Raw genomic sequence first — 26,597 nt, 5'->3', positions numbered from 1 at the left:
AGGCATTTACGTCAAATGACAAGAGAATATGCCGCGTTTCCGTTCCCGCGATGACACGGCATAGGCGCCACTCACGCCGGTGGAGAAAACCGCAAAAGACTGTTCCCGAAAGAGAATTGCGCTGTCGGAGCAGTTGACACGGACCGGCGGAAAGCGAATTCTGCTAGCCCTTCGCTGCGTCAGGGAGGTTTTGCAGGCTCAGGCGCGCGAAGCAGGAGGAAGCTGCGGCACGGTTGCTCTACAAGGACATTTCAATGACCGATGACAGACGGGACGAAACCAATCGCACGCGCAAGGCCGGGCAATCGCCGACCGGGAGGGGATCGCAAGGGGTCAGCCGGCGCTCGTTGATCGCCGGTGTCGGCGGCGGTGCGGCGGCCGTACTCGCCGCACCGGCCGTGGCACGCGCCCAGACCCAGATCGCCTGGAAAATGGCGACGAGCTGGCCGAAAGGATCGCCCGGACCGGGGATGAACGCCCAGCGGTTGGCCGACATGATCACCGCAATGTCCGGCGGCCGGCTGACGGTGCAGCTGTTCGGCGCCGGAGAGTTGGTGCCTCCGTTCGAGGTCTTCGATGCGGTGGCATCGGGCGCCGCCGAATGCGGGCACGCCACCCCGTACTACTGGCAGGGCAAGGACCAGGCCTTTCATTTCTTCACCGGCGTTCCCTTCGGCCTCACTGCCGCGGAGCACGCCGGCTGGCTCTATTTCGGCGGCGGCCAGGAACTCTGGAACCAGGCCTACGAGCCATTCGGCGTCGTCCCCTTCCTGGCGGGTTCGTCCGGGCCGCAGGCCGGCGGCTGGTTCGCCAAGGAAATCAATACGCTCGATGATTTCAAGGGCCTGAAGATGCGCATCGCCGGGCTCGGCGGAACCGTGATGCGGCGGCTCGGCGTCAATGTCGTGCTGCTGCCGCCGGGCGAGATCTTCTCCGCCCTTCAGGCCGGGACGATCGATGCCGCGGAGTGGGTCGGACCGTGGAACGACCTGGCGTTCGGGCTCTACAAGGTCGCCCACTACTACTACATGCCCGCCTTCCACGAGATCGGACCGGCCCTTGAGCTGATGGTCAACAAGTCCGCGCTTGATGCGCTGCCCGATGATCTGAGGGAAATCGTCAAGCGCGCGGCGATGGCCTCGTCGATGGAGGCGCTTGCCGACTTCACATTCCACAATGCGGAAAGCTTCCGTCCGCTGCTCGACAAGCCGGACGTGAAGCTGCGTACCTTCTCGCCCGAAATCGTCAGCGCGCTGGCGGTCGAATCGGAGAAGGTGCTGAACGACATCGCCTCGGCGAGCCCGCTTGCCAAGGAGGTCTACGCCTCCTTCAGCGCCTACCGCGCGAAGGCGGTCGACTACTCCCATTCGGCCGAACTGGCAGCGCTTCAGATGCGCGATCACGGCCTGCAGCAACAGCAGTGACGCCGGTCCGGCCTGTCTGATCGCAGGCACTCGCCGATATCATCGCCGTCGCCCCGAACGAAACCGGGGCGGCGGCGCCTTTTTCGCAAAGGCTTGGGCGAAACCGGCATCCCCAGTCGGCATCCGCAGTCGGGCACCCGTCCAATTTCCCGACCATCACACTGAGCAGATCCACCGCGCAATTGCGCTAGGCGCCGAGCCCCACGGGACAGCTGACGCCCGTCCCTCCGATCCCGCAATAGCCGTTCGGGTTCTTGGCCAGATATTGCTGGTGATAGTCTTCGGCGAAATAGAATTCGGGCATGCTGGCGATCTCGGTGGTGATCTCGCCCAGACCCGCGGCATGGAGTGCCGACTGATAGGCGGCGGCAGAGGCCCGCGCCGCTTCCAGGCTTTCCGCATCCGGCAGAAACAGCGCCGAGCGATACTGCGTTCCAATATCGTTGCCCTGTCGCATGCCTTGCGTGGGATCGTGGCTCTCCCAGAAATGGGTGAGCACTGCATCGAGAGAAAGCCGTGCGGGATCGAACACCACCTTGACGACCTCCGCATGTCCGGTTCCGCCGGAGCACACTTCCTCATAGGTCGGATTGGGCGTCCGGCCGCCGGCATAACCGACCGCGGTCACCCACACGCCGTCAAGCTGCCAGAAGATCCGCTCTGCCCCCCAGAAGCACCCCATTCCGACGAGCAGGCCGACGGTGCCGTCCGGATAAGGCCCGGCAAGAGGGCGACCGTTCACGAAATGACTGGCGGCCGTCGGTATCGGCAGCTCACGGCCGGGCAGAGCTTCATGCGGGGCCGGCAGGCGGGTCTTTCTGCCGAGAAGATCGAACAGGCTCATTTTCGGCTCCTTGCGGTTTGCGGCACTGGGCCAGGCTCGAACTTGGGCCCAGCTTCAGGCGAACAGATCCCATTGCTAGCGTCCCCCATGAGGGGATCCCACACCAGGGCAACTTCGTCACCGAGGGGAAGCGAACACCTAGGCCAAGCCGAATGTCCGGCGGCGGCGCGTCCCGAGCCACACGAAAAAGGCCCCGAGTGCTCCGGCAACGACCCAGGTCGGCAGCATGAGTACCCACAGCATGACCGGGTCCCAGAGCCAGGGGGCCACATTATGCCGAATATTCGCTTCTGCCGCGTTCAACGATTCGGGAAAGAACTCCATCCAGTGCGCGCCGAGCGGCGTGGCGACCAGATGCGAGGCGGCGATCGACTTCGTTCCATCAATCACCGCTGTGACGAGAGCGACGGCCACCAGAAGGATCCCGCCAAGACGTGAAAAGAACGACAGCATCGACTGCTCCAATTGTCTGCGACCATGCGCCGCCTGCGGGACCGGCGGCTTTGACCGGCCCTGGCGAGGGCCACCTGAAGCCCGCGCCACGCTCCTGAAATAGTCCCTTCCTTCCGGCCCGACAATGGCCGGTGCGGCCAGGCTTGCGCACGGGTTGGCGATCATGAGCCGGGATGGCGAAATAGCCCCTTGCGGATAATGCACAAATCCCGTCCGACAGGCCCTTGCGCTTGAGCCAGCGATCGCTATATTGCGCCTCCCGTGGGCACTGGTTCCGGCGCAGCAAATCCTGCTTTATGCGTTGTGCGACCTGTCTCCGCCGAACTGGCGGATACGGCCTGCGAATGGAGAGGTGGCCGAGTGGTCGAAGGCGCACGCCTGGAACGCGTGTAGGCGGGCAACCGTCTCGAGGGTTCGAATCCCTCTCTCTCCGCCACTTCAGTCCCTGAGTGGGCACTGAATTTACGCTATTTTTCCCGGTAAGCGCCTGTAGCAGCCGGGACTTCGATCCCATGATACGAACCTCGCCCTCGGCGACCTCGACGCGCTGCGCGAGCGCGCGCAGGTGGTCGCGGCGGTAGCCGCCGCCTTCGAGACGGATGCGCTGGCGGGCGGTGCTGGCGAAAGCCCGAACCATCTGCGGGGTGACGGCCTTGGAGCCAGAGTTGTCGAGCATGGCCTGCGCCCGGTCGGAATCGACCTTCGCCTGATCCCGGATGGCCTTGAGGCCGTCGATGCGGTCTTTCAGGGCCGGATCGTCGATGTCGGCCACGCCTGCCTCTATGGCGTCGTAAAGACGCTTGAGGCGCAATTCCGATTCGGCGGCGCGCTTGTTGAGTTCGGCGATATGTTCGCGGCGGCGCTCGGACTGCTCCTGCCGCCGGTCGAGCACGCTGGCGAGGATGGTTTCCAGCCGTTCGGGCTGGAGAAGCTGCTGCTCAAGATGATCGGCGACCAGATCGTCCAGCTTCTCCATCGGCACGGCCATGCCGGTGCAGGCGGTCGGCCCCTGCCGCGCCCTCATGGAGCAGGCATAGTAACGATAGCGCCCGCCCTTGCCGGTGCGGATGGTCATGGCCCCGCCGCATCTGGCGCAATGGATAAGCCCGGTCAGCATGGTCGGGCCGCTGATGACGCGGGCGGGCATGACCTTGGGATTGCGCGCCTTGAGGCGGGCCTGCACGGCGTTGAACGTCTCCGTGTCGATGATCGGCGGGACCGGAACCGTCACGATCTCGCTGACGGGTTTCAGTTCCTTGGTCTTGGTCCGCTTGTTGAACTCATGCTCGCCCATATAGGTGCGGCGGGTGAGAATGCGGTGCACCTGACCGATGCCCCAGCGTCCGCCGTCGCGGGTGAAGATGCGGCGCTTGTTGAGATAGGAGACGATGTTCTTGACGCCCATCTGGCCGGTGGTGCCGTCGCCTTCCAAGGCGAGGCGGTAGATCAGCCGCACGGTGTCGGCGTGGAGCGGGTCGATCTCCAGCTTCTTCTTGGTCTTGGCTCCGCGCTGCTCGGCGGCGACCACGCGGTAGCCGATAGGGGGAAGCGAGCCGTTCCAGAAGCCTTGGCGGGCGTTCTCCTTCAAGGCCCGCATCACATGCTTGGCGTTTTCCTTCGACTGGTATTCGTCGAACAAGGCCATGATCTGCCGCATCATGACGTGCATGGGATCGTCGCCCATTTCCTGCGTGATGGAGACGAGCTTCACGCCGTTCTTCGCCAGCTTCCTGACATAGAACTCAAGCTCGAAGTGATCGCGGAAGAAGCGGCTGAACGAATGGACGACAACGATATCGAAGGGCGCGGGTTTGGACGTACCCGCCTCGATCATGCGCTGGAACTCCGGGCGTCGGTCATTGGTCGCCGATGCGCCCGGCTCCACGAAGGTCTCGACAAGCTGATAGCCGCGTGAGGCGCAATAGGCTTCGCCCTGCCGCTTCTGGTCGGGAATGGAGACATCATGCTCGGCCTGCCGGGCCGTCGAGACGCGGAGATAGAGCGCGGCGCGCTGGGGGATCGTGGAAGCGGGTGCGGTCATGTCCGGTCTCCTTCTCAACTGTGGCGGACCGAACAAACAGGATTTTCCTGGCGCGATGCCGCTGGCCGGTCGTCTCTGGCTCAGGCGGCCTGGCTTTCGCTTTCTGCGGCTTCCCTGATCGCGCCGACGATCCATTCATTCAGGCTCTTGCCCGCCGCCGCCGCTGCAATGACCGCCGCCGCGTGGTCGCCGGGATCGAGGCGGACATTGAACTTGCCGGAGAACTTCCGGCGCGGCTCGATGCCCTTTTCCCGGCACATTTCCATGTAGACGGCCAGCGATTTGCCACCTTCCTCGATCAGATCGTGTACATTTTCGGCATAGAAGTCGGCACCGCCATTGAGGCCGACAAACTCGCCGCGCAGCATCTGAATCTCGGGGTCGAAGGCGATGACCGCCTTTTCACCATTGATCTCAACGACATTGTTCATGGCTTCACTCCGTGTTCGTCCAGCCATTTGCGAATGCTGGCGACTGCACCTTTGTCCGTATCCGGCGACGGGTGCGGACGATGAAAGACGCGCACCTCGTCGAAGAGGAAGACGCCGACGCGCGAACCTTCCCGCTCGCTGATCTCTGCTCCGAGGGCCGCAAACAGGGCCTCGATATCGGCCCAGCGGATCGAACCGTTGACGGGCCGGGCGAAGATCAGTTCGAGCGTGGCTCTGTGGCGTTTCTTCATATGTGTTGGTATCATTATTCAGTACCATTATCAAGGTGGATTTTATGCCCCCTCAGCCGCCGGGGCCGAAGAGTTCATCGAAGAAATCGCCGAACCACTGCTCGAACACGGCGATCTCGGCGTCGGTGACCGGTACGGGGTCGGGCCAGTCATCGGTGACGGTCCAGGTGGACATGTCGTATTTGGGCGGTCGGCCCATGGGGACGCGGTAGCCGAGCAAGGCTTCAAGCTGCTCCGATGCGGTGGGCGGCCTGACGCGCCGGATGCGGGACGCACCGTTTCCGGGATCGTCAGTCATCGAAGTCGAACGCGTTGTAGGTCTTCTTGCGCCACGCGACGGGGTTTTCGATCCAGCGGTTGATATCGGATTCATGCCAGCCGGCGCCGTTGGTGCTGATCCTGAGTTTGGCCGGGAACGTTCCCTCGGCGATCTTGCGGTAGATGGTCGAGCGCGACAGACCGGTCCGCGCAAGGACGGTCTTCATGCGGATGATACGGTCTGGCTGATACATGGCTGCGGCGCCTCCTGCTGGTTGCTTCTGGTGATTGCAGAGACCAGACGAAGCAATGAATGCCTCCTGCGCAAGAGGTGTTCAGGTGTCGGCGTACTGTGGCGAAGTATCGGCGGTGAATAGGACGGTTCTCAAAGCCCGATCCCGCGTCCTCTGCCCATGTCGATGCCGTGCGCGAAGGCGAGCGCCGCCCCGAGTCGGCGTCCGCTCTCCATCTGGATACCAAGCTCGGCCTTGCGGTTGGCGAGAATGGATTCCATCTGCGGATCGCGTTCGAGGCTCTTGGCCATATTGCCCATTTCGGCCCGCGTGGACTTGTAGCCGGACATGTCGCCTGCCTGGTACTGGCGCTGGCTGGTCTGGTCGAGGGCCTGCCAGCGCTGCACGAAGCGGTCGGCGCGGAGGCCCGGGTCGCGAGCCGGATCGGCATCCCGCCCGGTGCCACGTCCCGTGCGGATTTCGGCCTCGAGTTGCAGGGCGCGGATGGTGCGGTTGATGCGCCCCGTTCCGGCTTCACGCGCGAGACTGTTGTCCTTGGAATATGCGGCTTCCGCATCCTGCCAGCCATTCGGGCGCACGGCATTGAATGCGTCCCGCGCCGCACCGAGTTCGCGCCGCTGTTCGGCGGAAGGCGTCAGGCCCTCGCGTTTCGCCTCGATGATCGCGTCGGCGGCGCGGGCATGGCGGATCAGCGCATCGGTGCGGGCCTTGCGCATGGCGACTTCAGGATCAACCGCCACGGCCCTTTCCGGCGCGTCCGCCTGCCGCTGAACCGGCGAAGCGGCGTTCGGCTCCTGCGTCCTGTCAATGCCTGACGCCGCCCTGTCGATGGATGCTGCGGGTAGCCGCAGGCCGTCGAACATGCCGCGCACCGTCTCCGGCACCTTGCGCACGATCTCGGCGACGCGCTCGCGGAAGCTGATGCCGCGCCGCTCGGCATAGGCTTGGGCCGGGTCGGCGCGTTCGTAGTCCGTCGCCATATCCTTGGCCCGGTCGCGCGACAGGGCGTTGACCAGCCTGTCCCGGCTGGCGAAGTCGTCGCGGCCATAATGCAGGTCCATGCCGTCACGGTGGCGCGACAGGGCGACGTAGCTGCCATGGGCGTCCATGCCCGGCGTGGCGAGAACATGGGTACGGTCCACCGTCATGCCCTGCGCCTTGTGGATCGTGGCGGCATAGCCGTGGTCGATCCTGTTGTAGTCCTTCAGGTCGAACGAGACATTGCGGCCATCGTCCGTGCGAACGGTCATGGCCTGCGGGCTGACCTGCTCGATGGTGCCGAGCGTGCCGTTCTTCACGCCAAGGCCGCGCTCGTTAGCGAGGAACATGACGCGATCCCCGGCGGCGAAGCTGCGGTCTCCCCGCTCGACGGTGACGCGCACGTCCTCGCCCAGATCGCCAGCCTCCCGCATCCGCTGGCGGGCCGCCTCGTTCAATGCCCGCACCTCGGCGTTGGTGTGAGTGAGGATGATGCGGCTGCTGTCCGGTGACGCCTGCCGCTCCCGGTCCCAGCGCTCGATAAGGTCGCCACGCGCCTGCTCGCGGGTCTCGGCCACATGCACCATATCGTGCGCGTCATAGGCATGGATCGCATGGCCGGTCCTGCCGGTCGCCAGATCGCGCGTGGCGTCCCGCTGCCAGTCCTCGCGCTGGCGGCGCACCTCGCTGATTTCGACACCGGCATGACGCTCATGGAGCGACCGGAAGGCCGCGCCGGCTTCGATGGATTGCAACTGCTGCGGATCGCCGACCAGAACGACCTTGGCTCCGGCTTCCCGCGCGTGGGACAGCACACGCTCCAACTGCCGCGCGCCGACCATGCCCGCCTCGTCGATGACAAGCACGTCGCGGGATGTGAGCAGGTCGCGGCCCTGCCGCCAGCCATGTTCCAGGCTGGCGATGGTGCGCGAGGCAATGCCCGACCCGCCTTCCAGGTTTTCCGCCGCGATGCCGGAGAGCGCCGCGCCGCGAACCTCATAGCCCGCCGCTTCCCACGCCTCGCGCGCCACGCCCAGCATGGCGCTCTTTCCCGTTCCGGCATAACCCACGACGACGCCGAGATCGCGACCGCTCGTGACATGCGCCAGCGCCTCCGCCTGCTCGCCGGACAGGACAAGCCCGCGTCGTTCGGCGCGGGCCAGGGCCGCTTCCCTGTCGCGGTCGCCGACCTCGTGCAAGTCCCTCTCGGCCATCAGGTCCGCCGCGCGGTGCAGGCGCTGTTCGGCCTCGATCATCTCGCGCGTGGTGAACCGGTCCTCGCCGCGTCCGTCTCTGCCCAGTTCGACCAGATCGGGCGCGCCGCGCATCGCGCCCATGACGGCGTTGAACTGGTCCAACCCATCGCTGTACCGGTGCGCGAACATCGCCATATCGCGCCGTGTGAAGGTCGATTGCTGATGCGTGATCGCGTCCAGCGCCACCGATGGATCGGCGATGATCCGCGCGCCGTTGTTACGCGCGATCTCGCGGTGCATCTCCGCGCGATCCGCCGCCTCGATCCCTTCGCCCTCGATCCTCTGCGCGGGCGCGCCGATCTGACTTTGCGGCTCAAGGCCGATGCCCTGCGCTTCCAGACTGCGATGGTCGATCCGCGCATCGATGTCGAGTTCGGCCAGCCGTTCGTTGACGTGATCGGCCCAACGCTCGCGCCAGCGTTCGACCATCTCCGTCCTGTTCCAGTCCCGCACCTTCGAACCGAACCCGTTCTCATCCACGCTGCGCATGGTGAGCATGACATGGGCATGGGGCTTGGGGCTGCCGTCCTCGCCGATATCCCAATGCACGTTGAGATCGGCGATCATGCCCTGATCGACGAACTCGGCCCGTACGAAGTCGCAAGCGAGGGAAATCCCTTGTTCCTGCGTCATCTCTCGCGGAATGGCGAACTCCACCTCGCGGGCGAGCTGGGCGTCCTTCCTGACCTCGAACGCCTCGACATCGTTCCACAGCCGTTCGCGGTCGCTCCATGGCTCAGGCGCGTTCTCCGGAAGCATGACCTCGGAATGGACGACACCGCGTTTGCCGGAGAAGTCGTGGCTGCGTTCAAGCCGGTCGTCGCGCAGCCGCGAGGCCGAGCGGTAGGCGGCGGACGCCACCGCGCTGGAGCCTGCCTTGCGGCCAATGACCTTGACGTGAAGATGATAGATCGCCATCGCGATCCCAACATAGCCACGGAAAAGCGCACGTCGGAACGACGTATAAGCGCGCCCTCGAAATGAAATTCTCGGGAATGCCCGCGCCGTGTCAGACTGTCCCGGCGACAATACAGCATTCCGCGCCACGCTCCACTATCATTGCTCCAACGGCAACTTGCAGAGACGATTGGAGACCATGATGCGCAAGCCACGCGACTATGACGCCGAACTGAAGGCGCTCGAAGACAAGGCCAAAGACCTCAGAACACGCAAGGTCCAGCAACTCGGCGAACTGGTCATCGCCACCGGGGCCGACACGCTCACCGCCGACGAACTGGCGGGCGCGCTGATCGTGCTGGTGGAAACCACCGACGCCGCAAAGAAGGAGGCATGGGCCAAGCGCGGCGCGGCATGGTTTCGGGGCAAATCACGGCGATCTGCATCAGCGCCTGAGCGCAACAGCGGCGGCGCTCAAACGCAACCGGGCGGCGCGCCACCGGCATCAGGCGCAACGGGCGCGGCATGACATGCGCACCTGGCAGGTCGAGCGCCGCAAACGCACGCGGCATCTGATCGAACTCGGCGGCCTCGTCGTCAAATCCGGCGTTGTGGACCTGACCGGCGACGACCGCGCCACGATCCTCGGCGCGCTCATCTGGATGGCCGACAAGCTACAAAGCGACGGCGGACAACGCGCGCGTCAACTCTGGGCCGGAAAGGGAAAGCAGGCGTTCGACGCGGAGCGAAGCGAGCAAAAGGAATCTGCTCCCGCTGCTGCTGCAACGGACACGCCCCATGGCGGTGCATGACCGATGGCGGGCGGCGCGGAGGCCCCACATATCGCAGCGGCGACCGCCATCGCGCGGCAGCGCCGCGCAAAACAATTACGCTTCAAGAGATTGTGCTGCCGCGGCGGCTTGTGCGATCTTGCCGATATTGCGCGGCGAAAGGGCGAATACTGTATGCGAGATCAATATGCCGGAGACGTGAGCGATGTAATCAAATTCGCTTTCCTGCGCGCACTTGCAGGCCAGGATAAAACACTTGGTATCGCATGGTACTACGCGCCGAGTCATGATGGACGTTTGGACGGTCGGCATCTTGAATGGCGGGACGAGAAGGCGTGGCGCGCACTTGACGAGGAACTGCACGCAGGTCTTGCGAACTTGCCGGAACGTAGCGTTGCCGCTCTCGAACAAGCGATGATCTGGCCGGAGGGTACATTATTTCACCGCGAGCCGGTCCCACCCCGGTTAGAACGACATGTGTGGGGAATGCGCAAACGGCACGCGCTTGATGCTGCCGACATTCTGTTTCTCGATCCCGACAACGGGATTGGCGGAGAAACCGAGAAACATGCGACTCTCTCGGAAGTTCGGCTATTGCGCAAACCGGGACGGGCCATCGTCTTCATCACGTTTCCGGGCCGGAACTTAACGCACGATGCTCTTTTGCAGCAACTGCATGAACGGCTTTCTATCGAAACCGGCACCGACAACATCGCCACGTTGCGAACCAACGTGTCCGTGCCGCGCGCCCCCGACTCGTCGTCCTATGTGCAGCGCCAACGCTGGTTCACAATTATGGACCCTGACGCCGACCTAATCGCTAGGGCACACGCCTTTGCCACCGCGCTTGCAAATGTTCCCCGCGTTCGCGCGAAATTGGAGCGTTGGACATGAGCGTTTCCGAAAACATCCGCGCGTTAGCACGCGAAGGATTGAAGGTTGCCGAAATTGCACGGCGGCTGGGGATTCGCTACCAGCATGCCTACAATGTGTTGAAACAGTCTCCTGCGCCGTCATCGGCTGAACGGGAATGTCAGGGGAAGGCGTCAATAGACTTAACAAATGCCCTTGTTCTCGTTTCATGTGTGAGTCAGAAGCTCATCCGACCGGCTCCTGCCCGGCTGCTTTATCGTTCAGATTGGTTCCTCAAAGTCCGAAGCTTGGTTGAAAGCCAAGAGGCTGATTGGCTTATACTGTCTGCGCTCCACGGTGTAGTCGCGCCAGATGTCGAAATTGCCCCCTATGAAAAGACACTCAATGCCGCTGGCGTGCCTGAACGCCGGGCATGGGCTGAAAGCACTTTCCGACAGCTAAACTCACATCTGACCGGACGACGGCGGATCGTGATGTTTGCCGGACTCCGCTATCGAGAATTCTTGGTCCCAGCGTTGCTGGCAGACGGCTATGAAGTGGACGTACCAATGGCGAACCTGCGTATCGGGGAACAATTGGCATGGTTGGGCGCGCGATCATGAGCAGAACAGATGATCTCATTCGCTTGTATCGGATCTTGGACAGGCTGGAATCTCTGACAGGTGGCAAGAGGTATCTCGCTCGGCTCTCCCCTTCGAAAACTTGGCCACGAAGGGGCGTGTATTTCTTCTTTGAACCGGGTGAAACCCGCACGGGTAGCGGTCAGGGGCAGAGGCTCGTCCGTGTAGGCACGCACGCTTTGACAGCAGGAGCGCGTTCGACTCTGCATCAGCGTCTGCGCCAGCATGCCGGAAAGTCATCCAGCCTTGGCGGAAACCATCGAGGGTCAATCTTCAGGTTGCTTGTCGGCGAGGCTCTCATTGCGCGTGGCGACTGCCGCGAATGTCCTTCTTGGGGGATAAAAGGTGATCTGGGGAAGGCCGCAGAGATACTGACTATGCAAAGAGCCAAGTTGGCAATCGCTGAGGCCCCAATCGAAGCTGCCGTATCTGAATATCTGGGCCAATTACCCTTTTTGTGGCTTCCCGTTGACGATGAGCCCGGCGCTGACTCGCTACGCGGTTACATCGAGAGAAATGCGATTGCGCTCACAAGTTGCCTGCACGAACCGATGATTGATCCACCTTCGCCGTCATGGCTGGGGCATCGCTCCGGTCGAGAAAGGGTGCGCCGCTCCGGCCTTTGGAACCAGCGTCATGTGGACGATAGCTACGAGCCTCGATTTCTTGATGTGCTTGAAACAGCTATAGAATGCAGCACAGAATTGTAGAGTGATATAGTAATCAGGGGAATAAATGCATGGCAGGGGCGTCCTTTCAGACCAATCCTATTGACCTTCACCGGCTGCTCGATGAGTGCCATCGGGGCATCATCCAGTTGCCGGATTTTCAGCGAAGCTGGGTCTGGGACGAGGATCGGATCAAGAGTCTGATCGCCTCGATTTCGCGCGCCTTCCCAGTAGGTGCACTCATGTCACTGGACACCGGCGGGCCGGTCAATTTCAAACCGCGCCCAGTCGAGGGCGCTCCAGTGGAAGCTCGCCAGAGCGCGCCGCAATCCCTTTTGCTCGACGGCCAGCAGCGAATGACTTCGCTCTATCAAGTGACGCTGCGTGGGAAGGTTGTGGAAACCGTCACCCCTAAGAAAAAACGGGTGAAACGCTGGTTCTATCTCGACATTGCCAAAGCCATTGACGAGACGGTGGACCGCGAAGAAGCCGTGATCGGTGTGCCAGAAGATCGTATGGAACGCACGGACTTTGGGCGCGAAGTCGCTCTCGATCTCTCCGCGCCGGAAAAGGAATATGCGGTGCTAATGTTCCCGGTCAGCCAGGTATTCGATTGGGATACGTGGCAGGACGGCTTCAACGATCACTGGTCAGGCGAAGAACACAAAGCAATCCGAGAGCAGTTTCGCACCTTCAAGAAAGAGGTGCTCGAAAACTTCAAGATGTATCGCGTGCCAGTGATCGCGCTCGACCGCTCGACCTCAAAGGAAGCTGTCTGCGTGGTGTTCGAGAAGGTGAACACGGGCGGCAAGGCGCTCGATGCCTTTGAACTGGTCACGGCCATGTATGCGGCCTCCGGCCATGAACTGCGCAAAGACTGGTACGGTGATGAAGGTATCAAGGGGCGCCACCAACGGCTTGCCGACACCCTGCGCCCTGCGGATTCTGATACCGGTATTCTGGCCGGTGTCGGCAATACCGATTTCTTGCAAGCCATCTCGCTCTTTTTCACCCGAGACCGGCGGCGTGCTGCTGAACAAGCGGGCAAGGAAGGCAAGGAATTGCCTGCCGTGTCGGGCAACCGGCAAGCCTTGCTCGACCTGCCGTTGGAAGCCTACAAGAAGTATGAGGCGCAGGTGGAACGCGGCTTCATTCAAGCCGCCAAGTTTCTTCACATGCTTCACATCTATCGCATTTTCGATCTGCCCTATCAGTCGCAGATTGTGCCGCTGGCGGCGATCCTGGCTGACATTGGGGATGCGTGGGAGCATGAAGCAAACCGGGCAAAGCTGGTTCAGTGGTACTGGAACGGCGTATTTGGCGAGCTTTACGGCTCCGCTGTCGAAACGCGCATCGCCAAGGATTTCATGGAAGTCACGCGCTGGCTGAGCGGTGGGCCGGAGCCTTCGACGGTCAGCGAAACCATTTTCCGCTCCGACCGCCTGAAAACTATGCGGATGCGGCTTTCAGCGGCCTATAAGGGCATGAACGCCCTGCTGATGAAGGAAGGTGCGCAGGATTTTCGTTCGGGCCAGAAATTCGACCATACGGTGTTCTTCGGGGAAAACGTGGATATTCACCACATCTTCCCGCAGGACTGGTGCAAGGCGCATGGCATCAAGCCTGCCGTGTTCGATTCCATCATAAACAAAACGCCACTGTCGTATCGCACGAACAGGATCATCGGCGGGGTCGCGCCGAGCGAATATCTGGCGAAGCTGGAAAGCGGAAACAGCGCCACGCCGCCTATCGCCGGCGAGAAGTTGGACAACTACCTGCAATCGCACCTGATTGCCCCCTCTCTTCTCCGCGCCGACAAGTTCGAGGATTTCATGGAAGATCGACAAAAGCGCCTGCTTGGCCTGATCGAACAGGCAATGGGCAAGGCTGCCTATAGCGGCAACGTCCCGGAAGAAGGCGAGGACACCGAAGCAGTTGAAGATGACGCTGAGGCAGCATTGCTCCTTTCGACAGGGTGACGCGGCAATGTCGTGCTTTATTGTAGGGCTATGGCGTAGACGTAGTAATCATCACTATCGGTCGCGGCCCGCCATTCAGCCTTTTGATTGACTGATTTTATCGACGTTTTTTCTCGGCGCCGGACAGCTCCTCGCGCTGCCCATCACGCGATGCGCGGGTATCGAACGCACGAACCGTCAACGCCTATCAGATCCCGCATCAGGAAGCGCAAGGGCTGCCGAAAGGCCATCAAGGCGAAGCTGCTTCGGATCCTTGGTTTCGGCAGGTTGCGATGATGAAGCCGTTGCACAAAAGTGCCGTCAACACCGACGGTCGATCAAACCAAGGCGATCGTTGCGGTGACGCCGCACACGACGATCGCCCTGTTGATTGACAAATGAGCGCTCACCCCGAAGGAGTTTAAGGCTCTCAACCCGAACCACGGTCATGAGCACATCCGCACGACGCAGGGGCGCCGCGGCAAGCTCGATGCCGACATGCGGGGGCGCAGCGATCGAGGGTATCTGCAACCGCAGAGATGCGCCGGAGGCTTTCAAGATCCGGAGCTCAGAGCGGACGCGTGCGCGTGACGTAGGCTTCGAAAAAGTCGGAAAAGGTGGCGACGCGCAGCGGCAGCCGTTCGTAGGGCGGGTAGTAGAGCGTCAACCACAGCTGCGGCGGCTGCCATCCCTCAAGCACATGCAAGAGACGCCCTTTCGCAACCGCCTCCTCCACGATGAAATGCGGCAGGAGGGCTATTCCCTCCCCGTTCTCCGCCAGCCGCGCCAGCAGCTCCCCGTTGTTGCCGGCGATCACATGCCCAGCCCTGACCTTCCGGCTACGCCCCTCACAGCGCAGTTCCCAGGTCTCGCCGATGGAGCGCTCGTCATAAGCGAGGCACGTACGCGCCTCGAGTTCGTCGGGCGTCTGCGGCATGCCGTTGGCCGCCACATAGCCCGGGGAGGCCACCATGATGCGCTGCAACGGGCAGATCTTGCGCCAGATGGTCGACTTGTCCTTCGGTGCCTCCGAAATGCGGATCGCCAAGTCGAAATCGTCGGACACGATGTCGATGAGCCTGTCAGTGAGGCTGAGCGAAAGCGATGCCCCGGGATGCGCCACGCGAAAACCTGACACGACGTCCGGCAGGATCTGCTGGCCCAGTGACATGGGAGCGTTGATCCGGATCAGGCCCGAGACGTCGCCATGGCGCTCGCGGATTTCCTCGTTCGCCTGCCTGAACGCCTCCAGCAGCGGAGTGACGCGCGCCGCATAGACCGCGCCTGCCGACGTCAGCGACACATGCCGGGTCGTTCGCAGCAGCAACTGCACGCCGAGCGCCTCCTCCAGCCGTCCGACGGCGCGGGTGACGGTGGGCGGCGTCATCGCAAGACGGCGTGCCGCAGCGGCGAAACTGCGCTGTTCCGCCACCTCGAGGAAGATCCGGACCTGTTCGAAATCAATCATGGCGCCGATTATTTCACTAAATGCAATAATATCAATCTAATAATGTTCATTCCATTTATGAGAGGCTGTCCCCATCTTGCTCCCAAGACAAGACGGAAACGTTGTCGGGAAAAGGAACAGCCGCCATGCTCAAGCAGATTCAAGGTTTGCACCACGTCACGTCGCTGGCCGCCAACGCGCAAGAAAACAGCGATTTCTTCACCAAGGACCTCGGCCTGCGCCGGATCAAGAAGACCGTCAACTTCGATGCCCCGGAGGTCTATCATCTCTACTACGGCGATGAGGTCGGGACACCGGGCTCGGTGATGACCTACTTCCCCTTCCCGCACATCGTGAAGGGCCAGCCGGGAACGGGCGAGGTCGCAGAAACCTATTTCGCAGTGCCGCGCGGCTCGCTCGGCTTCTGGAAGGAGCGCCTTGCCAAGCTGAACGTCGCCGGGATCGGGGAACACGAGGCCTTCGGAGAGAAGCGCCTGCGCTTTGCCGGACCGGATGGCGACGGCTTTTCGCTCATCGAGGTCGACGACGACACCCGCGAGGGCCGGGCCGCCGCCGACATCGGCTCGGCGGAAGCGATCCGGGGTTTCCATGGCGCGAGCTTCCGCCTTGCCGACCCGGCCCCCACCGCCGAACTCCTGAAATTCATGAACTACCAGGAGATCGAGCGGAAGGGCGCGTGGACGCGATACGCGGTGGAGGGCGGCAACGGCGCCGACGTCATCGACATCGAGGCCCTGCCGTCCGCCGACGGCGCCCGCCAGGGGGCGGGCTCCGTCCACCACATCGCTTTCGCGGTGGAGGACCGGGCCGCCCAACTCGCCGTTCGCAAGGCTCTGCTCGACACCGGCTATCAGGTCACCCCGGTCATCGATCGCGACTACTTCTGGGCGATCTACTTCCGCACCCCCGGCGGCATCCTGTTCGAGGTCGCGACCAACGAACCGGGCTTCGACCGCGACGAGGACACGGCGCATCTGGGCGAGGCCCTGAAGCTGCCGACCCGCTACGAGCCGCACCGCGCGGAGATCGAGAAGATCCTCGATCCGATCAACGACTGACCTTCGCCCCGGCGCCCGGGAAAGATCCCGGGCGCCGCACGCTCCAACGGAGTTGCGACATGTCCCTCACAGCCTACCCCGCCCTGACGAAGGCCCCCGCAGCCGATGCGCCCATCGTCTTCGCCTTTCACGGAACCGGCGGCGACGAACGCCAGTTCTCGCAGTTCATCGACGAGATCATGCCCGATGCGGGGCTGATCGCGCCGCGCGGCGACGTTTCCGAACATGGCGCGTTGCGCTTCTTCCGCCGCACGGCGGAAGGCGTCTACGACATGGAGGATCTCGCCGAACGGACCGGGAAGATGGCCGCGTTCATCGCCGCGCACCGGGCGGCAAATCCGGGTCATCCGACCTATGCGCTCGGCTATTCCAACGGCGCGAACATCCTGGCGGCCGTCGCCTTCCTGCACCCCGGGCTGTTCGATCGCGTGGCCCTGCTCCATCCGCTCATCCCGTGGAAGCCCGCGCCCCAGCCGGGCCTTGCGGGAAAGCGGATCCTGATCACGGCGGGCCGGCGCGATCCGATCTGCCCGCCGGAACTGACGGACGCCCTTGCCGCGTATCTCAAGGCCCAGGCCGCCGACGTGACGCTGTCGCAGCACGAGGGCGGGCACGAGATCCGGCAACAGGAGATCGCGGACTTGCGGAATTTCCTGACCGGGGCTCCCGCCCCGTTGGAGGTGACGGCATGACCCTGATCCATGAAAACGTCAATCGCGGGCGCTCGCAGACCGGGTGGCTCGACAGCTTCCACACTTTTTCGTTCGGGGGCTTTCGCGATCCCGCGCGGATGGGCATCGGCGCTCTGCGCGTCATCAACGAGGACCGCATCATTCCCGGCTCAGGTTTCGCCGAGCACGGACATGAGGACATGGACATCCTCACGCTGGTGCTTTCGGGAAAGCTGCGCCACAGGGACACGATCGGCAACGAGACCGTGATCGCGCCGGGCAAGGCGCAGCTGATGTCGGCCGGCACCGGCATCCGGCATTCGGAAATGAACGCGTCGGACACGGAGCCGGCTCATTTCCTGCAGATCTGGCTGATCCCGGAAACCTACGGCGGCGCGCCGACCTATCAGCAGGCCGCCCTGTCGCCGGAGGAGGAAGCACGCGACTGGTCCCTGCTGGCGAGCGGCCGCGACGGCGAGGCGCCCTTGCGGCTTCTTTCCGACAGCCGGGTCCTGATCGCCTTCCCGCAAGCCGGCATGACCACGCGCCTGCCGATCGGCGAAGGCCGCAAGACCTTCGTGCACATCGTCGAGGGGCTAGCGACCATCGGCGGCGAGCGGATTTCGTCCGGTGACGGGTTGCAGGTCGGGGAAAGCAGGCTCCCCGACATCGACTGGATTACCGACGGAAAGGCCCTGCTGTTCGACATGAAATGAACGGGGCCCCCATTTTCGGGGCCCCGATTGTCAGGCGGCCTCCGCCGTTCCGGCCTCGCACAGGAGGCCGAGGACGATCACGGCGGGCGGGACAAGGAAGCCCCACGGATCGGCGAACACGAAGCCGAGCGCGCCGCAGGCGCATCCGATGGCGAACCCTGCGAGGCTCATGCCCATCCGCCGCAGCCGCGCGACGATGGTGCGCCGTGCCTCGTCGTCGGCGGGACCGGCGACGAGGTCGGCGATATCGAGCATGATCTGGGTGGTCGTGCCCGTCATGAGCGTGGTCGGCGGCAAGGCGGCGAGATGCACCTTGTGAAGCGTGTTCTGGATGGCCATCGCGGTCACGAGGACCATGCCGATCGCGATCGCCGGGAGGCTGTCGCCGTCGGCGAAGGGGCCGTGCGCGATCGCGAAGACCGCGGCCGCGCAGAAAAGCCCCAGCTTCAGCGCGAGCATGAGCCGAACGCGGGAGCCCACAGCCCATTTCAGGCGCTGCTCGCTCAGGTGCATGGCGGCCACGACCACGCAGAAGACCGGCAGCGCCAGCAACTTGGCGACGACGCCCTGCGTTCCGAAGACGAGGGCCGCGCCCAGCGTCACGAAGTTTCCGGTCACATGCGCGGTGAACAGGCCGGCAAGCGCGAGGAACCCCAGCGTGTCGACGTAGCCGGCGTTGAAACTCAGAAGAAGCGCGAGACGGGAACGGGTCATGGTCTGTTTCCGGCGTCGGCCCGGCACCGATCCCCGAATACCGGAGAAGCGGTGCCGGGGAAGCGGTGCCGGGCGATTGCGGCGTCTGCCGTGATCAGCTCTCGATGAAGGCCAGCATGTCGGCGTTGATCTCGTCGGGATAGATCGTCATGAAGCCGTGCGGATATCCCTCGTAGACCTTGAGCGTGCCGTTCTTCAGCAGCTTGGCCGCGAGGGGCGCGGAATCGGCGAAGGGCACGATCTGGTCGTCATCGCCGTGCATCACCAGCGTCGGGATCTCGATCTTCTTGAGGTCCTCGGTGAAATCAGTTTCCGAGAAGGCCTTGATGCCGTCGTAATGGGCCTTGGCACCTCCCATCATGCCCTGGCGCCACCAGTTGTTGATGTGCCCCTCGATGACCGTCGCGCCTTCGCGGTTGAACCCGTAGAAGGGGCCGGCCGGGATATCGATATAGAACTGCGCCCGGTTGGCCGCGAGCGTCGCGCGAAAGCCGTCGAAGACCTCGATCGGCAACCCGCCGGGATTGGCGTCGGTCTTCACCATGAGCGGGGGAACCGCGCCCAGAATCAACAGCTTCGTCGCCCTATCCTGGCCCTTGCGCGCCACATAGGCCACCGCCTCGCCGCCGCCGGTCGAATGACCGATATGAACGGAGTTGCGCAGGTCGAGCTTGTCCATCATCGCCGCGACGTCGGCGGCGTAGTGGTCCATGTCGTGCCCGTCGCTGACCTGGGTGGAACGGCCATGGCCGCGCCGGTCGTGCGCGATGACGCGGTAGCCCTTCTGCACGAAGAAGAGCATCTGGGGATCCCAGTCGTCGGCCGACAGCGGCCAGCCGTGGTGGAAGACGATGGGCTGAGCGTCCTTCGGGCCCCAGTCCTTGTAGAAAATTTCCACGCCATCCGGGGTAGTCACGAAATCCTGAGCCATTTCAACGTCTCCTGTGGGTGAGCTTGCGCTGATGGAATTTGCCGCGAAGGCTGGCATCGCCAGTGCGGCCGAAAGGCTTGCACCGGCGATCAACGTTTGCCGGCGGGACATGGGGAAAAATGTTTCATTGGTCATCGACGGCTCCGCGAACGAAAAATGAAGGACGACGCGAGCGGGTCGTCCGGTCCGCCCGGGGAGCCTAGCAACGGCACCGCCCCGGTCTCTTGTCGCTTAGGCTCCAATTTTGAACGCCGCCGCCAACCTCACACCGCCCAGCAGGCGCAGCCGAGCGCGCCCCAGAAGCTCTTGACGTCAGAGACCGGCGCATCCGACGACCAGGCCCGGGCGTGGTCGTGGCCGTGCACCAGGCAGGCGGAGGAACAGCCGCAGCCGGCGGTGAAGCTGACAGCATCGGGCGCGACCGCCTCGGCCCGGAAATCGTCTGAGGCCCCCCACGCGCCGTATCCCCTGAAGCTCCGGACCGGCGACCAGTCCGGCATGGCGGGCGGCAACGGGGTGTCGTCGAGCGCGGCGAAGTCGCCGGCGCCATAGACCACCTTGCCGCCGACCATCGTCAGATCGGAGGTGAGGTCGGAAATATCGGCCTCCGGGCAGGCGAAGAAGTCCTTGCTCGGCACGATCAGGTCGGCGAGCTGGCCCGCCTCGATCCGCCCCTTCAGCCCCTCCTCGTTGGAAAACCAGGTGCCGTTCTCGCTCCACATGCGCAGCGCCGTTTCCCGGTCGAGGCAATTGCGCTCGGGATAGATGCGAAGCCCGCCGACGGTGCGCCCGGTGATCATCCAGGCGAGCGAGACCCACGGGTTGTAGGAGGCGACGCGGGTCGCGTCCGTACCGGCGGAAACCTTCAGTCCGCGATCGAGCATCTTCGCGATCGGCGGCGTCGCCCCGGCCGCCTCCAGTCCGTAGCGCTCGACGAAATACTCGCCCTGATAGGCCATGCGGTGCTGCACGGCGACACCGCCGCCGAGCGCCGCGATCCGGTCGATGGAGCGGTCCGAGATCGTCTCCGCATGGTCGAAGAACCAGTTGAGGCCTTCAAGCGGAATGTCCTCATTGACCTTCTCGAACACGTCGAGGGCGCGCGAGATGGTTTCGTCATAGGTGGCGTGCAGCCGCCACGGCCAGCGGTTTTCGGCCAGCACGCGCACGACCTCTTCGAGCTCGCCCTCCATCTCCGGCGCCATGTCCGGGCGCGGCTGGCGAAAATCCTCGAAATCGGCGGCGGAGAACACCAGCATCTCGCCGGCGCCGTTGTGGCGGAAATAGTCGGTGCCCTGCTTGTATTTCACCGAGGAGGTCCAGTTGAGGAAGTCCTCCTTTTCCTCCTTGGGCTTCTGGGTGAAGAGGTTGTAGGCGAGGCGCACGGTCATCTGGCCGGCATCGGCCAGTTCCTGGATGACGGCATAGTCATCGGGATAGTTCTGGAACCCGCCGCCGGCATCGATGACGCTGGTCACGCCCAGCCGGTTCAGTTCGCGCATGAAGTGGCGGGTGGAATTGACCTGGTATTCGACCGGAAGCTTCGGCCCCTTGGCGAGCGTCGCGTAGAGAAGGCCGGCATTGGGCTTGGCGAGCAGCAGGCCGGTCGGGTTGCCCGCCGCATCGCGCTGGATTTCCGCACCCGGCGGATTGGGCGTGTCCTTGGTGTAGCCCACCGCGCGCAGGGCAGCGGCGTTCAGCAGAGCCCGATCATAGAGATGCAGCAGGAACACCGGCGTGTCGGGCGCGACCGCGTTGATCTCCTCCAGCGTCGGCAGGCGCTTTTCGGCGAACTGGTGCTCGGTGAAGCCGCCCACCACCCGCACCCATTGCGGCGGCGGCGTGATCTCCACCTGCCGCTTCAGCATGGCCATCGCATCGGCCAGCGAGCGCACGCCGTCCCAGCGCAGCTCCATGTTGAAGTTGAGACCGCCGCGCACGACGTGGGTATGATTGTCGATGAGCCCCGGCAGGACGCTCCGGCCCTTGCCGTCGATGACGCGTGTTTCGGGCCCGGCAAGGGCCAGGATCTCCCGGTCGGTGCCGACGGCGGCGAACCGGCCATCGCGAATGGCGAGCGCGGAGGCTGTCGGCTTCGTGTGGTCCAGCGTCGTGACGCGCGCATTGTGGAGGATGGTATCGACAGACATGCGGTTGATCCTTGTTTCTGCCCGGATGCGCCGAAGCGCCTTCAGCCCTCGCCATCATCCCTCGTGTGGACGCGTGGCCGCGTCATCCCTCGTGTGGGCGATTGGCCGCGTCGTCCGGCCGGTGCGCGAGCCGTCTCCCGCCGGGCAGATGGCCGAACATGTGCGGCACGCACTGGCTCGTCAGCCAGGAGACGGAGACCGGCTCGCCGGCCATGACGCGGCGGGCGAGCGGCACCGCCTGTTCGCCGATCAGGATGCCGAGAAGGCCGATGAGGGCCACGACCGGCGGCGCGGGCGAGCGCACGTTGAGGAGGCCGTAGATCGCCCCGACCAGCACGCCGACGAGAAGGGAAAGAAGATAGAGCTTCATGGCCATCGCTCCGTTCGAATGGAGGAAGGCGCATCCGCGCAAGGCACGGATGCGCGCGGGTGCCCGCTCAGTGGCTTTCGGAGGCCCCGAACATCTGCTTGGCGTAGATGATGCCCAGCCCGTAGGCGCCGCCGAACTTCTTCGCGAAGCCCGTGGTCATGTCGTAGGTCTCCACCCTGGCCCAGTCGCGCTGAAGCTCGAGGATGTATTGAAGCGCGGTCATCGGCCGGGCACCGGCCTGGATCATGCGCTCCATGGCCCGCTCGTGCGCCTCGTCGGAGACGTCGCCGCAGGCATCGGCGATGACGTAGACCTCGAACCCCTGCTCAAGCGCCGACAGCGCCGGGCCGACGATGCAGACGCTCGTCCACAGCCCGCACAGAACCAGCCGCTTCTTGCCGATCGCGTTGACCTCGTCGATCACCACAGCATCCTCCCAGGTGTTCATGGACGTGCGGTCGATGAGCGCCTTGCCCGGAAAGGCGTCGGTGATCTCCTCGTACATCGGTCCGGAGAAGGTCTTCTCCGCGACCGTGGTCAGGATGGTGGAGACCTTGAACCCGGCGGCGGCATTGGCGACGAGCGCGGCGTTGTTGCGCAGGAGCACGGCGTCGATTGACTTGGTCGCGAACGACATCTGCGACTGGAAGTCGATCATGATCAGGGTGTGGTCCGGCGGGGAAATGAGCGAAGTCGCGGGGGTGGGCGTCGCATCGAGGGACATGGTCGGGCCTTTGCTGTTGCGGGCTCAAGTGATGCCCGACAGTGTCAGGTCGCCGTCCGTGTTTCTTGTCGGCAAGTGGCGCGTTTTGAACGTTTGATGCGCCGGTCGTGAAATTCGTCCGGGAGATGTTTCGCCGAAAGGTCGCGGCGAAGGGGAATTGCCGACAGCGCCCGGCTCAGTTGAGCGTCGGCGGAGTGACGCCAGCATGCGCCAGAGCCAGCGCCTCGCGGATGCGGGGCTCATCCTTAAGTCCGCATGCCCTAATCACCTCGGCAATAGGACCGCCGCCCCGGGCCAAGATTTCGCGCGCCTTGCCCAGGTGAAACTCCTCCATCCATCGCTCCAGCGTGCGCCCTGTCGTGTTGCGGAAGCGATGGAGGAAATGCTCGCGCGACAGATCGCAAAGCGCCGCGAGATCGCCCACCAGCTCGGCTGCCAGATCTGGCGACGCCACGGCTTCGGCGAAGTGATCCGCGAGATATTCCACGACCGCCTTTTCCTGGAAGGGGCCGAGATATTCCGGCGGCGTGCCGTCAGCTTCGCCCTGTGCCGCGTAGGTCTGCATCAGATGGCTGCACACGGCGATCGCCACATGGCCGATCATCTGCAAATTGGGCGGCTTCAAACCGGCCTTTCCATCGTGCTCGCTCTCGGCACGCTCGATCTCGGAACACAGGGCATTGCCGATATTCCAGACCACCCTGTCGGGAATGCCGCGAAGACACCTGAGCCCGGCCGGCAGCGGCGTTTCAAACCTCTGCCCGATCTCGTCGAAGAGCGCGCGCGGCATGTAGAAGCAAATCGCATCTATCGGCCGGAAAAGCCGGATCGACGCCCCTCCGGCAAGATCGATCAGACACATCGAGCCCCGGCGATAGCGGCGGATTTCCGTCTCGCGACCGTCGGGGCCGACGTCGCAATGCTCGGTATCGGCAAGGTAGAGCGTGAGCAGGTAGGCATCGAGCGGCGGAATGGCGACGAGACGGGACTGCGCATGGCTCGCGTGACCAAGCAGGCGCGTTGCCGAAAAGCGCGCGCCCCCTACCGGGGCCAGGCCGACATGCAGCGCGCGGGGAAGTCCAAAACAGTTCCCCAGATGGTCGGAAAAATCATTCTCCCGCTGCAAGTTCATTCTCCCGGTCCGGGCTGCGGCGGAACGCGAATGGACGCACGTCCCCATCCATCGCACGCTTTTGGCGGCCGAAGTTACTCTTCAGCCGGAGCGTCCAGCCTAGAAGAACGAACGGCTCAATATTGTACAAAAGCATCCTGTCCAATGAACAATCCAGCACGATCCACCCTTTGCAGGGAGAGCCCTCCGACGCGACTGCCGACCACGAGCGTGCCGCAGATCCCTGCAGATTTCCGCCGGCGGCCGCGCGGGATCAACGCGTGAAACGTCTCCGGACACCGCGCCTGGCCCGCACAATAGGGACCACCGGATGCAAAACAGGAGACTATTAGAATAGAACGGACAAACTGTCGCAGCCATCCTGATGCTGTTAGACGGCCGTCGCCGCGCCGTCCTTGTCGATGCCGCCCCACAGCGTTCGCGCCGAATACCGAGGGGGGCCGAACTTGCGAGAGTGGCACATGTCGAACGATACGCGAACCGAAACAGCCCCGCATTTCGATGATCTCGGATGTCCCCTGTCGAAGCTGAATAGGGACAACAGTGCGCTGGCCGCCAATATCAAGTTCCTGCAGAAGGGGTCTTCATCCCAGCAGCTCGGCCAGGTGAGAACGCCGGCCTGCGACCGGGGGTACCTGATCGGCGTGTCCACCACCGGCGGCCACAGGCGGGTGATCCATGACGGTCGACGCAGGAGCGAGCAGATCTTTGCGGCCGGCAGCGTCTATAGCCGCAGCTTCGCGCAGGACTACAAGGCCGACATATCGGGGGCCTTCGATTTCAACCTTATGGAAATCGGCATGGGCGGCCTTGAGCGGATCGCCGCCGGCGCCGATGCGGCCGGAATCCACGGCCTGAAGCAGGGCCAGTGGGACCACGATCCGGTCCTCTTCGGGCTGACCCGTGCTCTCTTCTGCGCCCAGAGCGATTCCAAAACCGGAAACGCGCTTCTGATCAACCAGCTCTCCACAGCCATCGGCATCCATCTCGTGCGTCAGTACGGCGAGGGCCGCATCACCTCGCACATCGCCACGCAGCGTCTGTCGCGCGAGAGCTGCGACCGCGTGGTCGACATGATGGCCTGCGACCTCGCAGGCTCGGTCTCCATCGAGGACCTGGCCAATGCCTGCAGCCTCTCGCCCCGCGTTTTCCTCAAGGCCTTTCGGGACAGCACCGGCAGGACGCCCAGTCAACGGCATCGCGAGTTGCGGATCGAGAAGGCGTGCGACCTCCTGCTCCACACCGATATGCCGCTAAAGGGCATAGCCCACGCCTGCGGCTTCACTGACCAGAGCCACTTCACCCGACATTTTTCGCGCGACAAAGGTCTCTCCCCCGGCCAATGGCGACGCCGCCAGCGCCTTTGAATTCCGCCGCCGAACTCCGACGTCCAGCCGGAACGCGGCTCCCGCACACCCCGAGCCAAGCGCGCAGCGCTGCCCGCCGGCAGCATGCGCGCCGTGCTTTTCCTTTGGACTTCCCCCCGAGAAAACTTACAATCAACCAATCCTAAAATTCGACGATATTGGCGTTGCACTTGATGAAGCACCGGGGGACATCCTTATGGAATCCCGCTTGTCGGACTGCGCGGCACAAGCCCGTCGCAAGTTGGAACCGCTGACGGCTTCGCTCGATCTGGGCGATGTCGAAGTCACCAGAACCCGCCATGACGGCGGCAGCCTGGAAAAGGCGGCTCCCATTCCGCGATCGGACGCCTTCAGCGTCATTGTCCAGTTGCGCCCCTTCAGACGTCACCGGCTCTGGCGCGACGGCGAACTGGTCTACGACGGCGGCCACGCAGCTGCAGCCCTTGCGATCACGGATTTGCGACGGCAGTGGCAATGCCATCACCTCTCCGCCTTCGACAATCTTCGCTTTCGAATTCCGTTTTCCCAAATGAACCGCTTCGTGGAGGAGGCAGGACAACCGAACCTGTGCGTCCTGTCCGCCGAACCTGAGACGACGGATGAGGTCATGCTGGGGCTCGCGCAGGCACTCCTGCCCGCGCTTGGCGATCCTGCGAACGCGCATCCGCTGTTTCTGGAACAAATGCGACTGGCCCTGCTCGCCCACCTGACACGGCGCTACGGCGGACTGCAGCTCACGCGTGAAAGCCGGGGAACGCTGTCGCTGTGGCAGGAAAAGCGCATCGTTGAGTACATGGTCGCGCATTTCGACAAGCCGATTTCAATCGCTCAACTCGCCGGATCCTGCGGGCTCTCGCGCAGCTATTTCATAAAGGCCTTCACCCGAAGTTTTGGCCGCACGCCCCACCGTTGGCTCACCGAATACCGGATCAAGAAGGCGCGCGAGCTTCTTGAAAGCGATGTCCCGCTGGCGGAAATAGCGCTTGCCTGCGGGTTCGCCGACCAGAGCCATTTCACGCGTGTCTTTTCGCAACGAACCGGCGAGACGCCCGCCCGCTATCGCCGTCCTCGCCAATCATCTTAAGGTCGACCCCATGACATCATCCTCCTCTTCGCGCGACGGACGGTTGCCGTTGGCCCGCGTTATCTGAGCAGCTATCCTAGGCAACGAGAGCCGGACGCCGCTTCTCATGTTGCGGTTGGCCTGCGTTTTCTGAACAGCTATCCTGCGAGAGCGCTCAACCCGTTGGAAACGAACGGGATTGAGCCTCTTCGGGAGAGACGAAAATGAGCTCTTGC

At 63.5% G+C, this 26,597-nt stretch carries 27 protein-coding genes, 1 tRNA gene and 1 pseudogene; 14 read left to right on the top strand and 15 right to left on the bottom strand.

Going from position 1 to position 26,597, the window contains the following annotated elements:
- Positions 1–254: 254 nt before the first annotated feature.
- Positions 255–1,424 carry a TRAP transporter substrate-binding protein gene (locus tag V2L18_RS13340; protein WP_336178760.1) on the top strand — a complete coding sequence of 390 codons (1,170 nt, stop codon included), beginning with the start codon at positions 255–257 and terminating at the stop codon, positions 1,422–1,424.
- Positions 1,425–1,611: 187 nt separating this feature from the next.
- Here V2L18_RS13340 and msrA read toward each other — a convergent pair whose 3' ends face one another.
- Both msrA and V2L18_RS13330 read right to left on the bottom strand, forming a co-directional pair.
- Positions 1,612–2,268 (bottom strand): peptide-methionine (S)-S-oxide reductase MsrA, encoded by a 657-nt coding sequence (msrA, locus tag V2L18_RS13335; protein ID WP_336178759.1) that lies wholly within the window; start codon positions 2,266–2,268, stop codon positions 1,612–1,614.
- A gap of 138 nt (positions 2,269–2,406) precedes the next feature.
- Complete coding sequence (locus tag V2L18_RS13330) at positions 2,407–2,721, bottom strand: hypothetical protein (RefSeq protein ID WP_336178758.1); 315 nt, start codon at positions 2,719–2,721, stop codon at positions 2,407–2,409.
- 346 nt (positions 2,722–3,067) lie between these two features.
- Here V2L18_RS13330 and V2L18_RS13325 point away from each other — a divergent pair.
- Positions 3,068–3,157 (top strand) — tRNA-Ser (locus V2L18_RS13325).
- On the opposite strand, the pseudogene V2L18_RS13320 reads toward V2L18_RS13325, so the two are convergent.
- From V2L18_RS13320 to traA, 6 genes and pseudogenes are all read right to left on the bottom strand, one after another.
- Positions 3,128–4,762, bottom strand: a pseudogene (locus V2L18_RS13320) (recombinase family protein); the annotation flags it as partial. The gene V2L18_RS13325 and the pseudogene V2L18_RS13320 sit on opposite strands and share 30 nt — an antisense overlap.
- Before the next feature lie 80 nt (positions 4,763–4,842).
- On the bottom strand, positions 4,843–5,193 hold the full coding sequence (locus tag V2L18_RS13315) for a type II toxin-antitoxin system HicB family antitoxin (RefSeq protein ID WP_336178757.1): 351 nt from the start codon (positions 5,191–5,193) through the stop codon (positions 4,843–4,845).
- Positions 5,190–5,444, bottom strand: coding sequence for a type II toxin-antitoxin system HicA family toxin (locus tag V2L18_RS13310; RefSeq protein WP_336178756.1), 255 nt, complete (start codon positions 5,442–5,444; stop codon positions 5,190–5,192). The genes V2L18_RS13315 and V2L18_RS13310 overlap by 4 nt, the downstream gene beginning before the upstream one ends.
- Before the next feature lie 52 nt (positions 5,445–5,496).
- Positions 5,497–5,742 (bottom strand): hypothetical protein, encoded by a 246-nt coding sequence (locus V2L18_RS13305; protein ID WP_336178755.1) that lies wholly within the window; start codon positions 5,740–5,742, stop codon positions 5,497–5,499.
- Entirely contained in the window at positions 5,735–5,956 is a 222-nt protein-coding gene (locus tag V2L18_RS13300; protein ID WP_336178754.1) for an AlpA family transcriptional regulator, read from the bottom strand. The genes V2L18_RS13305 and V2L18_RS13300 overlap by 8 nt, the downstream gene beginning before the upstream one ends.
- Before the next feature lie 131 nt (positions 5,957–6,087).
- Positions 6,088–9,108: a Ti-type conjugative transfer relaxase TraA gene (gene traA, locus V2L18_RS13295; RefSeq protein WP_336178753.1), complete on the bottom strand. Its 3,021-nt coding sequence runs from the start codon at positions 9,106–9,108 to the stop codon at positions 6,088–6,090.
- Between the two features lie 181 nt (positions 9,109–9,289).
- On the opposite strand from traA, the gene V2L18_RS13290 reads away from it, so the two are divergent.
- The 6 genes from V2L18_RS13290 to V2L18_RS13265 all read left to right on the top strand — a co-directional run bounded on the left by V2L18_RS13290 (position 9,290) and on the right by V2L18_RS13265 (position 14,018).
- Positions 9,290–9,616 (top strand): conjugal transfer protein TraD, encoded by a 327-nt coding sequence (locus V2L18_RS13290; protein ID WP_336178752.1) that lies wholly within the window; start codon positions 9,290–9,292, stop codon positions 9,614–9,616.
- A 1-nt stretch (position 9,617) separates the two neighbouring features.
- Entirely contained in the window at positions 9,618–9,899 is a 282-nt protein-coding gene (locus tag V2L18_RS13285; protein WP_336178751.1) for a conjugal transfer protein TraD, read from the top strand.
- Positions 9,900–9,902: 3 nt separating this feature from the next.
- A complete protein-coding gene (locus V2L18_RS13280; protein ID WP_336178750.1) occupies positions 9,903–10,772 on the top strand; it encodes a hypothetical protein in 870 nt (289 codons plus the stop codon).
- Entirely contained in the window at positions 10,769–11,353 is a 585-nt protein-coding gene (locus V2L18_RS13275) for a DUF6884 domain-containing protein (protein ID WP_336178749.1), read from the top strand. The genes V2L18_RS13280 and V2L18_RS13275 overlap by 4 nt, the downstream gene beginning before the upstream one ends.
- A gap of 116 nt (positions 11,354–11,469) precedes the next feature.
- Positions 11,470–12,081 carry a hypothetical protein gene (locus V2L18_RS13270; RefSeq protein WP_336178748.1) on the top strand — a complete coding sequence of 204 codons (612 nt, stop codon included), beginning with the start codon at positions 11,470–11,472 and terminating at the stop codon, positions 12,079–12,081.
- A gap of 29 nt (positions 12,082–12,110) precedes the next feature.
- Complete coding sequence (locus V2L18_RS13265; protein WP_336178747.1) at positions 12,111–14,018, top strand: DUF262 domain-containing protein; 1,908 nt, start codon at positions 12,111–12,113, stop codon at positions 14,016–14,018.
- 547 nt (positions 14,019–14,565) lie between these two features.
- Here V2L18_RS13265 and V2L18_RS13260 read toward each other — a convergent pair.
- Complete coding sequence (locus V2L18_RS13260) at positions 14,566–15,465, bottom strand: LysR substrate-binding domain-containing protein (RefSeq protein WP_336178746.1); 900 nt, start codon at positions 15,463–15,465, stop codon at positions 14,566–14,568.
- Between the two features lie 125 nt (positions 15,466–15,590).
- Between V2L18_RS13260 and V2L18_RS13255 the strand changes: the two genes are divergently transcribed.
- The 3 genes from V2L18_RS13255 to V2L18_RS13245 are packed head-to-tail and all read left to right on the top strand — an operon-like array spanning position 15,591 to position 17,910.
- Positions 15,591–16,523, top strand: a complete 933-nt coding sequence (locus V2L18_RS13255; protein ID WP_336178745.1) for a ring-cleaving dioxygenase — start codon at positions 15,591–15,593, stop codon at positions 16,521–16,523.
- 59 nt (positions 16,524–16,582) lie between these two features.
- Positions 16,583–17,215, top strand: coding sequence for an alpha/beta hydrolase (locus V2L18_RS13250; protein ID WP_336178744.1), 633 nt, complete (start codon positions 16,583–16,585; stop codon positions 17,213–17,215).
- Positions 17,212–17,910, top strand: a complete 699-nt coding sequence (locus V2L18_RS13245; RefSeq protein WP_336178743.1) for a pirin family protein — start codon at positions 17,212–17,214, stop codon at positions 17,908–17,910. The genes V2L18_RS13250 and V2L18_RS13245 overlap by 4 nt, the downstream gene beginning before the upstream one ends.
- A gap of 30 nt (positions 17,911–17,940) precedes the next feature.
- Here V2L18_RS13245 and V2L18_RS13240 read toward each other — a convergent pair whose 3' ends face one another.
- Both V2L18_RS13240 and V2L18_RS13235 read right to left on the bottom strand, forming a co-directional pair.
- Positions 17,941–18,624: a DUF1275 family protein gene (locus V2L18_RS13240; protein WP_336178742.1), complete on the bottom strand. Its 684-nt coding sequence runs from the start codon at positions 18,622–18,624 to the stop codon at positions 17,941–17,943.
- 94 nt (positions 18,625–18,718) lie between these two features.
- A complete protein-coding gene (locus V2L18_RS13235) occupies positions 18,719–19,612 on the bottom strand; it encodes an alpha/beta hydrolase (protein ID WP_336179123.1) in 894 nt (297 codons plus the stop codon).
- Between V2L18_RS13235 and V2L18_RS13230 the strand changes: the two genes are divergently transcribed.
- On the top strand, positions 19,587–19,715 hold the full coding sequence (locus V2L18_RS13230) for a hypothetical protein (protein ID WP_336179143.1): 129 nt from the start codon (positions 19,587–19,589) through the stop codon (positions 19,713–19,715). The two genes, V2L18_RS13235 and V2L18_RS13230, sit on opposite strands and share 26 nt — an antisense overlap.
- 103 nt (positions 19,716–19,818) lie before the next feature.
- On the opposite strand, the gene V2L18_RS13225 is transcribed toward V2L18_RS13230, so the two are convergent.
- From V2L18_RS13225 to V2L18_RS13210, 4 genes are all read right to left on the bottom strand, one after another.
- A complete protein-coding gene (locus V2L18_RS13225; protein ID WP_336178741.1) occupies positions 19,819–21,705 on the bottom strand; it encodes an amidohydrolase in 1,887 nt (628 codons plus the stop codon).
- A gap of 82 nt (positions 21,706–21,787) precedes the next feature.
- Positions 21,788–22,075, bottom strand: a complete 288-nt coding sequence (locus V2L18_RS13220; RefSeq protein WP_336178740.1) for a DUF1427 family protein — start codon at positions 22,073–22,075, stop codon at positions 21,788–21,790.
- 67 nt (positions 22,076–22,142) lie between these two features.
- The gene (locus V2L18_RS13215) at positions 22,143–22,799 is read right to left on the bottom strand and encodes a hydrolase (protein WP_336178739.1); all 657 of its coding nucleotides are present in this window, start codon (positions 22,797–22,799) and stop codon (positions 22,143–22,145) included.
- A 175-nt stretch (positions 22,800–22,974) separates the two neighbouring features.
- Complete coding sequence (locus V2L18_RS13210; protein ID WP_336178738.1) at positions 22,975–23,931, bottom strand: AraC family transcriptional regulator; 957 nt, start codon at positions 23,929–23,931, stop codon at positions 22,975–22,977.
- A gap of 461 nt (positions 23,932–24,392) precedes the next feature.
- Between V2L18_RS13210 and V2L18_RS13205 the strand changes: the two genes are divergently transcribed.
- Both V2L18_RS13205 and V2L18_RS13200 read left to right on the top strand, forming a co-directional pair.
- Complete coding sequence (locus V2L18_RS13205) at positions 24,393–25,298, top strand: AraC family transcriptional regulator (RefSeq protein ID WP_336178737.1); 906 nt, start codon at positions 24,393–24,395, stop codon at positions 25,296–25,298.
- Between the two features lie 196 nt (positions 25,299–25,494).
- On the top strand, positions 25,495–26,382 hold the full coding sequence (locus tag V2L18_RS13200; RefSeq protein WP_336178736.1) for an AraC family transcriptional regulator: 888 nt from the start codon (positions 25,495–25,497) through the stop codon (positions 26,380–26,382).
- Positions 26,383–26,597 lie beyond the last annotated feature (215 nt).

Source organism: Breoghania sp. JC706 (genome assembly GCF_037026715.1).
Taxonomy (GTDB): Bacteria; Pseudomonadota; Alphaproteobacteria; order Rhizobiales; family Stappiaceae; genus Breoghania.
Note: the sequence above shows the minus strand (reverse complement) of the source record. Positions and strands in the feature narration are given on the sequence as shown.

Excerpts from the sequence above, each read along its gene's own strand:
- V2L18_RS13340 (WP_336178760.1), top strand. The coding sequence starts at position 255 with ATGACCGATGACAGACGGGACGAAACCAATCGCACGCGCAAGGCCGGG.
- msrA (WP_336178759.1), bottom strand. The coding sequence starts at position 2,268 with ATGAGCCTGTTCGATCTTCTCGGCAGAAAGACCCGCCTGCCGGCCCCG.
- V2L18_RS13330 (WP_336178758.1), bottom strand. The coding sequence starts at position 2,721 with ATGCTGTCGTTCTTTTCACGTCTTGGCGGGATCCTTCTGGTGGCCGTC.
- V2L18_RS13315 (WP_336178757.1), bottom strand. The coding sequence starts at position 5,193 with ATGAACAATGTCGTTGAGATCAATGGTGAAAAGGCGGTCATCGCCTTC.
- V2L18_RS13310 (WP_336178756.1), bottom strand. The coding sequence starts at position 5,444 with ATGAAGAAACGCCACAGAGCCACGCTCGAACTGATCTTCGCCCGGCCC.
- V2L18_RS13305 (WP_336178755.1), bottom strand. The coding sequence starts at position 5,742 with ATGACTGACGATCCCGGAAACGGTGCGTCCCGCATCCGGCGCGTCAGG.
- V2L18_RS13300 (WP_336178754.1), bottom strand. The coding sequence starts at position 5,956 with ATGTATCAGCCAGACCGTATCATCCGCATGAAGACCGTCCTTGCGCGG.
- traA (WP_336178753.1), bottom strand. The coding sequence starts at position 9,108 with ATGGCGATCTATCATCTTCACGTCAAGGTCATTGGCCGCAAGGCAGGC.
- V2L18_RS13290 (WP_336178752.1), top strand. The coding sequence starts at position 9,290 with ATGCGCAAGCCACGCGACTATGACGCCGAACTGAAGGCGCTCGAAGAC.
- V2L18_RS13285 (WP_336178751.1), top strand. The coding sequence starts at position 9,618 with ATGCGCACCTGGCAGGTCGAGCGCCGCAAACGCACGCGGCATCTGATC.
- V2L18_RS13280 (WP_336178750.1), top strand. The coding sequence starts at position 9,903 with ATGGCGGGCGGCGCGGAGGCCCCACATATCGCAGCGGCGACCGCCATC.
- V2L18_RS13275 (WP_336178749.1), top strand. The coding sequence starts at position 10,769 with ATGAGCGTTTCCGAAAACATCCGCGCGTTAGCACGCGAAGGATTGAAG.
- V2L18_RS13265 (WP_336178747.1), top strand. The coding sequence starts at position 12,111 with ATGGCAGGGGCGTCCTTTCAGACCAATCCTATTGACCTTCACCGGCTG.
- V2L18_RS13260 (WP_336178746.1), bottom strand. The coding sequence starts at position 15,465 with ATGATTGATTTCGAACAGGTCCGGATCTTCCTCGAGGTGGCGGAACAG.
- V2L18_RS13255 (WP_336178745.1), top strand. The coding sequence starts at position 15,591 with ATGCTCAAGCAGATTCAAGGTTTGCACCACGTCACGTCGCTGGCCGCC.
- V2L18_RS13250 (WP_336178744.1), top strand. The coding sequence starts at position 16,583 with ATGTCCCTCACAGCCTACCCCGCCCTGACGAAGGCCCCCGCAGCCGAT.
- V2L18_RS13245 (WP_336178743.1), top strand. The coding sequence starts at position 17,212 with ATGACCCTGATCCATGAAAACGTCAATCGCGGGCGCTCGCAGACCGGG.
- V2L18_RS13240 (WP_336178742.1), bottom strand. The coding sequence starts at position 18,624 with ATGACCCGTTCCCGTCTCGCGCTTCTTCTGAGTTTCAACGCCGGCTAC.
- V2L18_RS13230 (WP_336179143.1), top strand. The coding sequence starts at position 19,587 with ATGGAATTTGCCGCGAAGGCTGGCATCGCCAGTGCGGCCGAAAGGCTT.
- V2L18_RS13235 (WP_336179123.1), bottom strand. The coding sequence starts at position 19,612 with ATGCCAGCCTTCGCGGCAAATTCCATCAGCGCAAGCTCACCCACAGGA.
- V2L18_RS13225 (WP_336178741.1), bottom strand. The coding sequence starts at position 21,705 with ATGTCTGTCGATACCATCCTCCACAATGCGCGCGTCACGACGCTGGAC.
- V2L18_RS13220 (WP_336178740.1), bottom strand. The coding sequence starts at position 22,075 with ATGAAGCTCTATCTTCTTTCCCTTCTCGTCGGCGTGCTGGTCGGGGCG.
- V2L18_RS13215 (WP_336178739.1), bottom strand. The coding sequence starts at position 22,799 with ATGTCCCTCGATGCGACGCCCACCCCCGCGACTTCGCTCATTTCCCCG.
- V2L18_RS13210 (WP_336178738.1), bottom strand. The coding sequence starts at position 23,931 with ATGAACTTGCAGCGGGAGAATGATTTTTCCGACCATCTGGGGAACTGT.
- V2L18_RS13205 (WP_336178737.1), top strand. The coding sequence starts at position 24,393 with ATGTCGAACGATACGCGAACCGAAACAGCCCCGCATTTCGATGATCTC.
- V2L18_RS13200 (WP_336178736.1), top strand. The coding sequence starts at position 25,495 with ATGGAATCCCGCTTGTCGGACTGCGCGGCACAAGCCCGTCGCAAGTTG.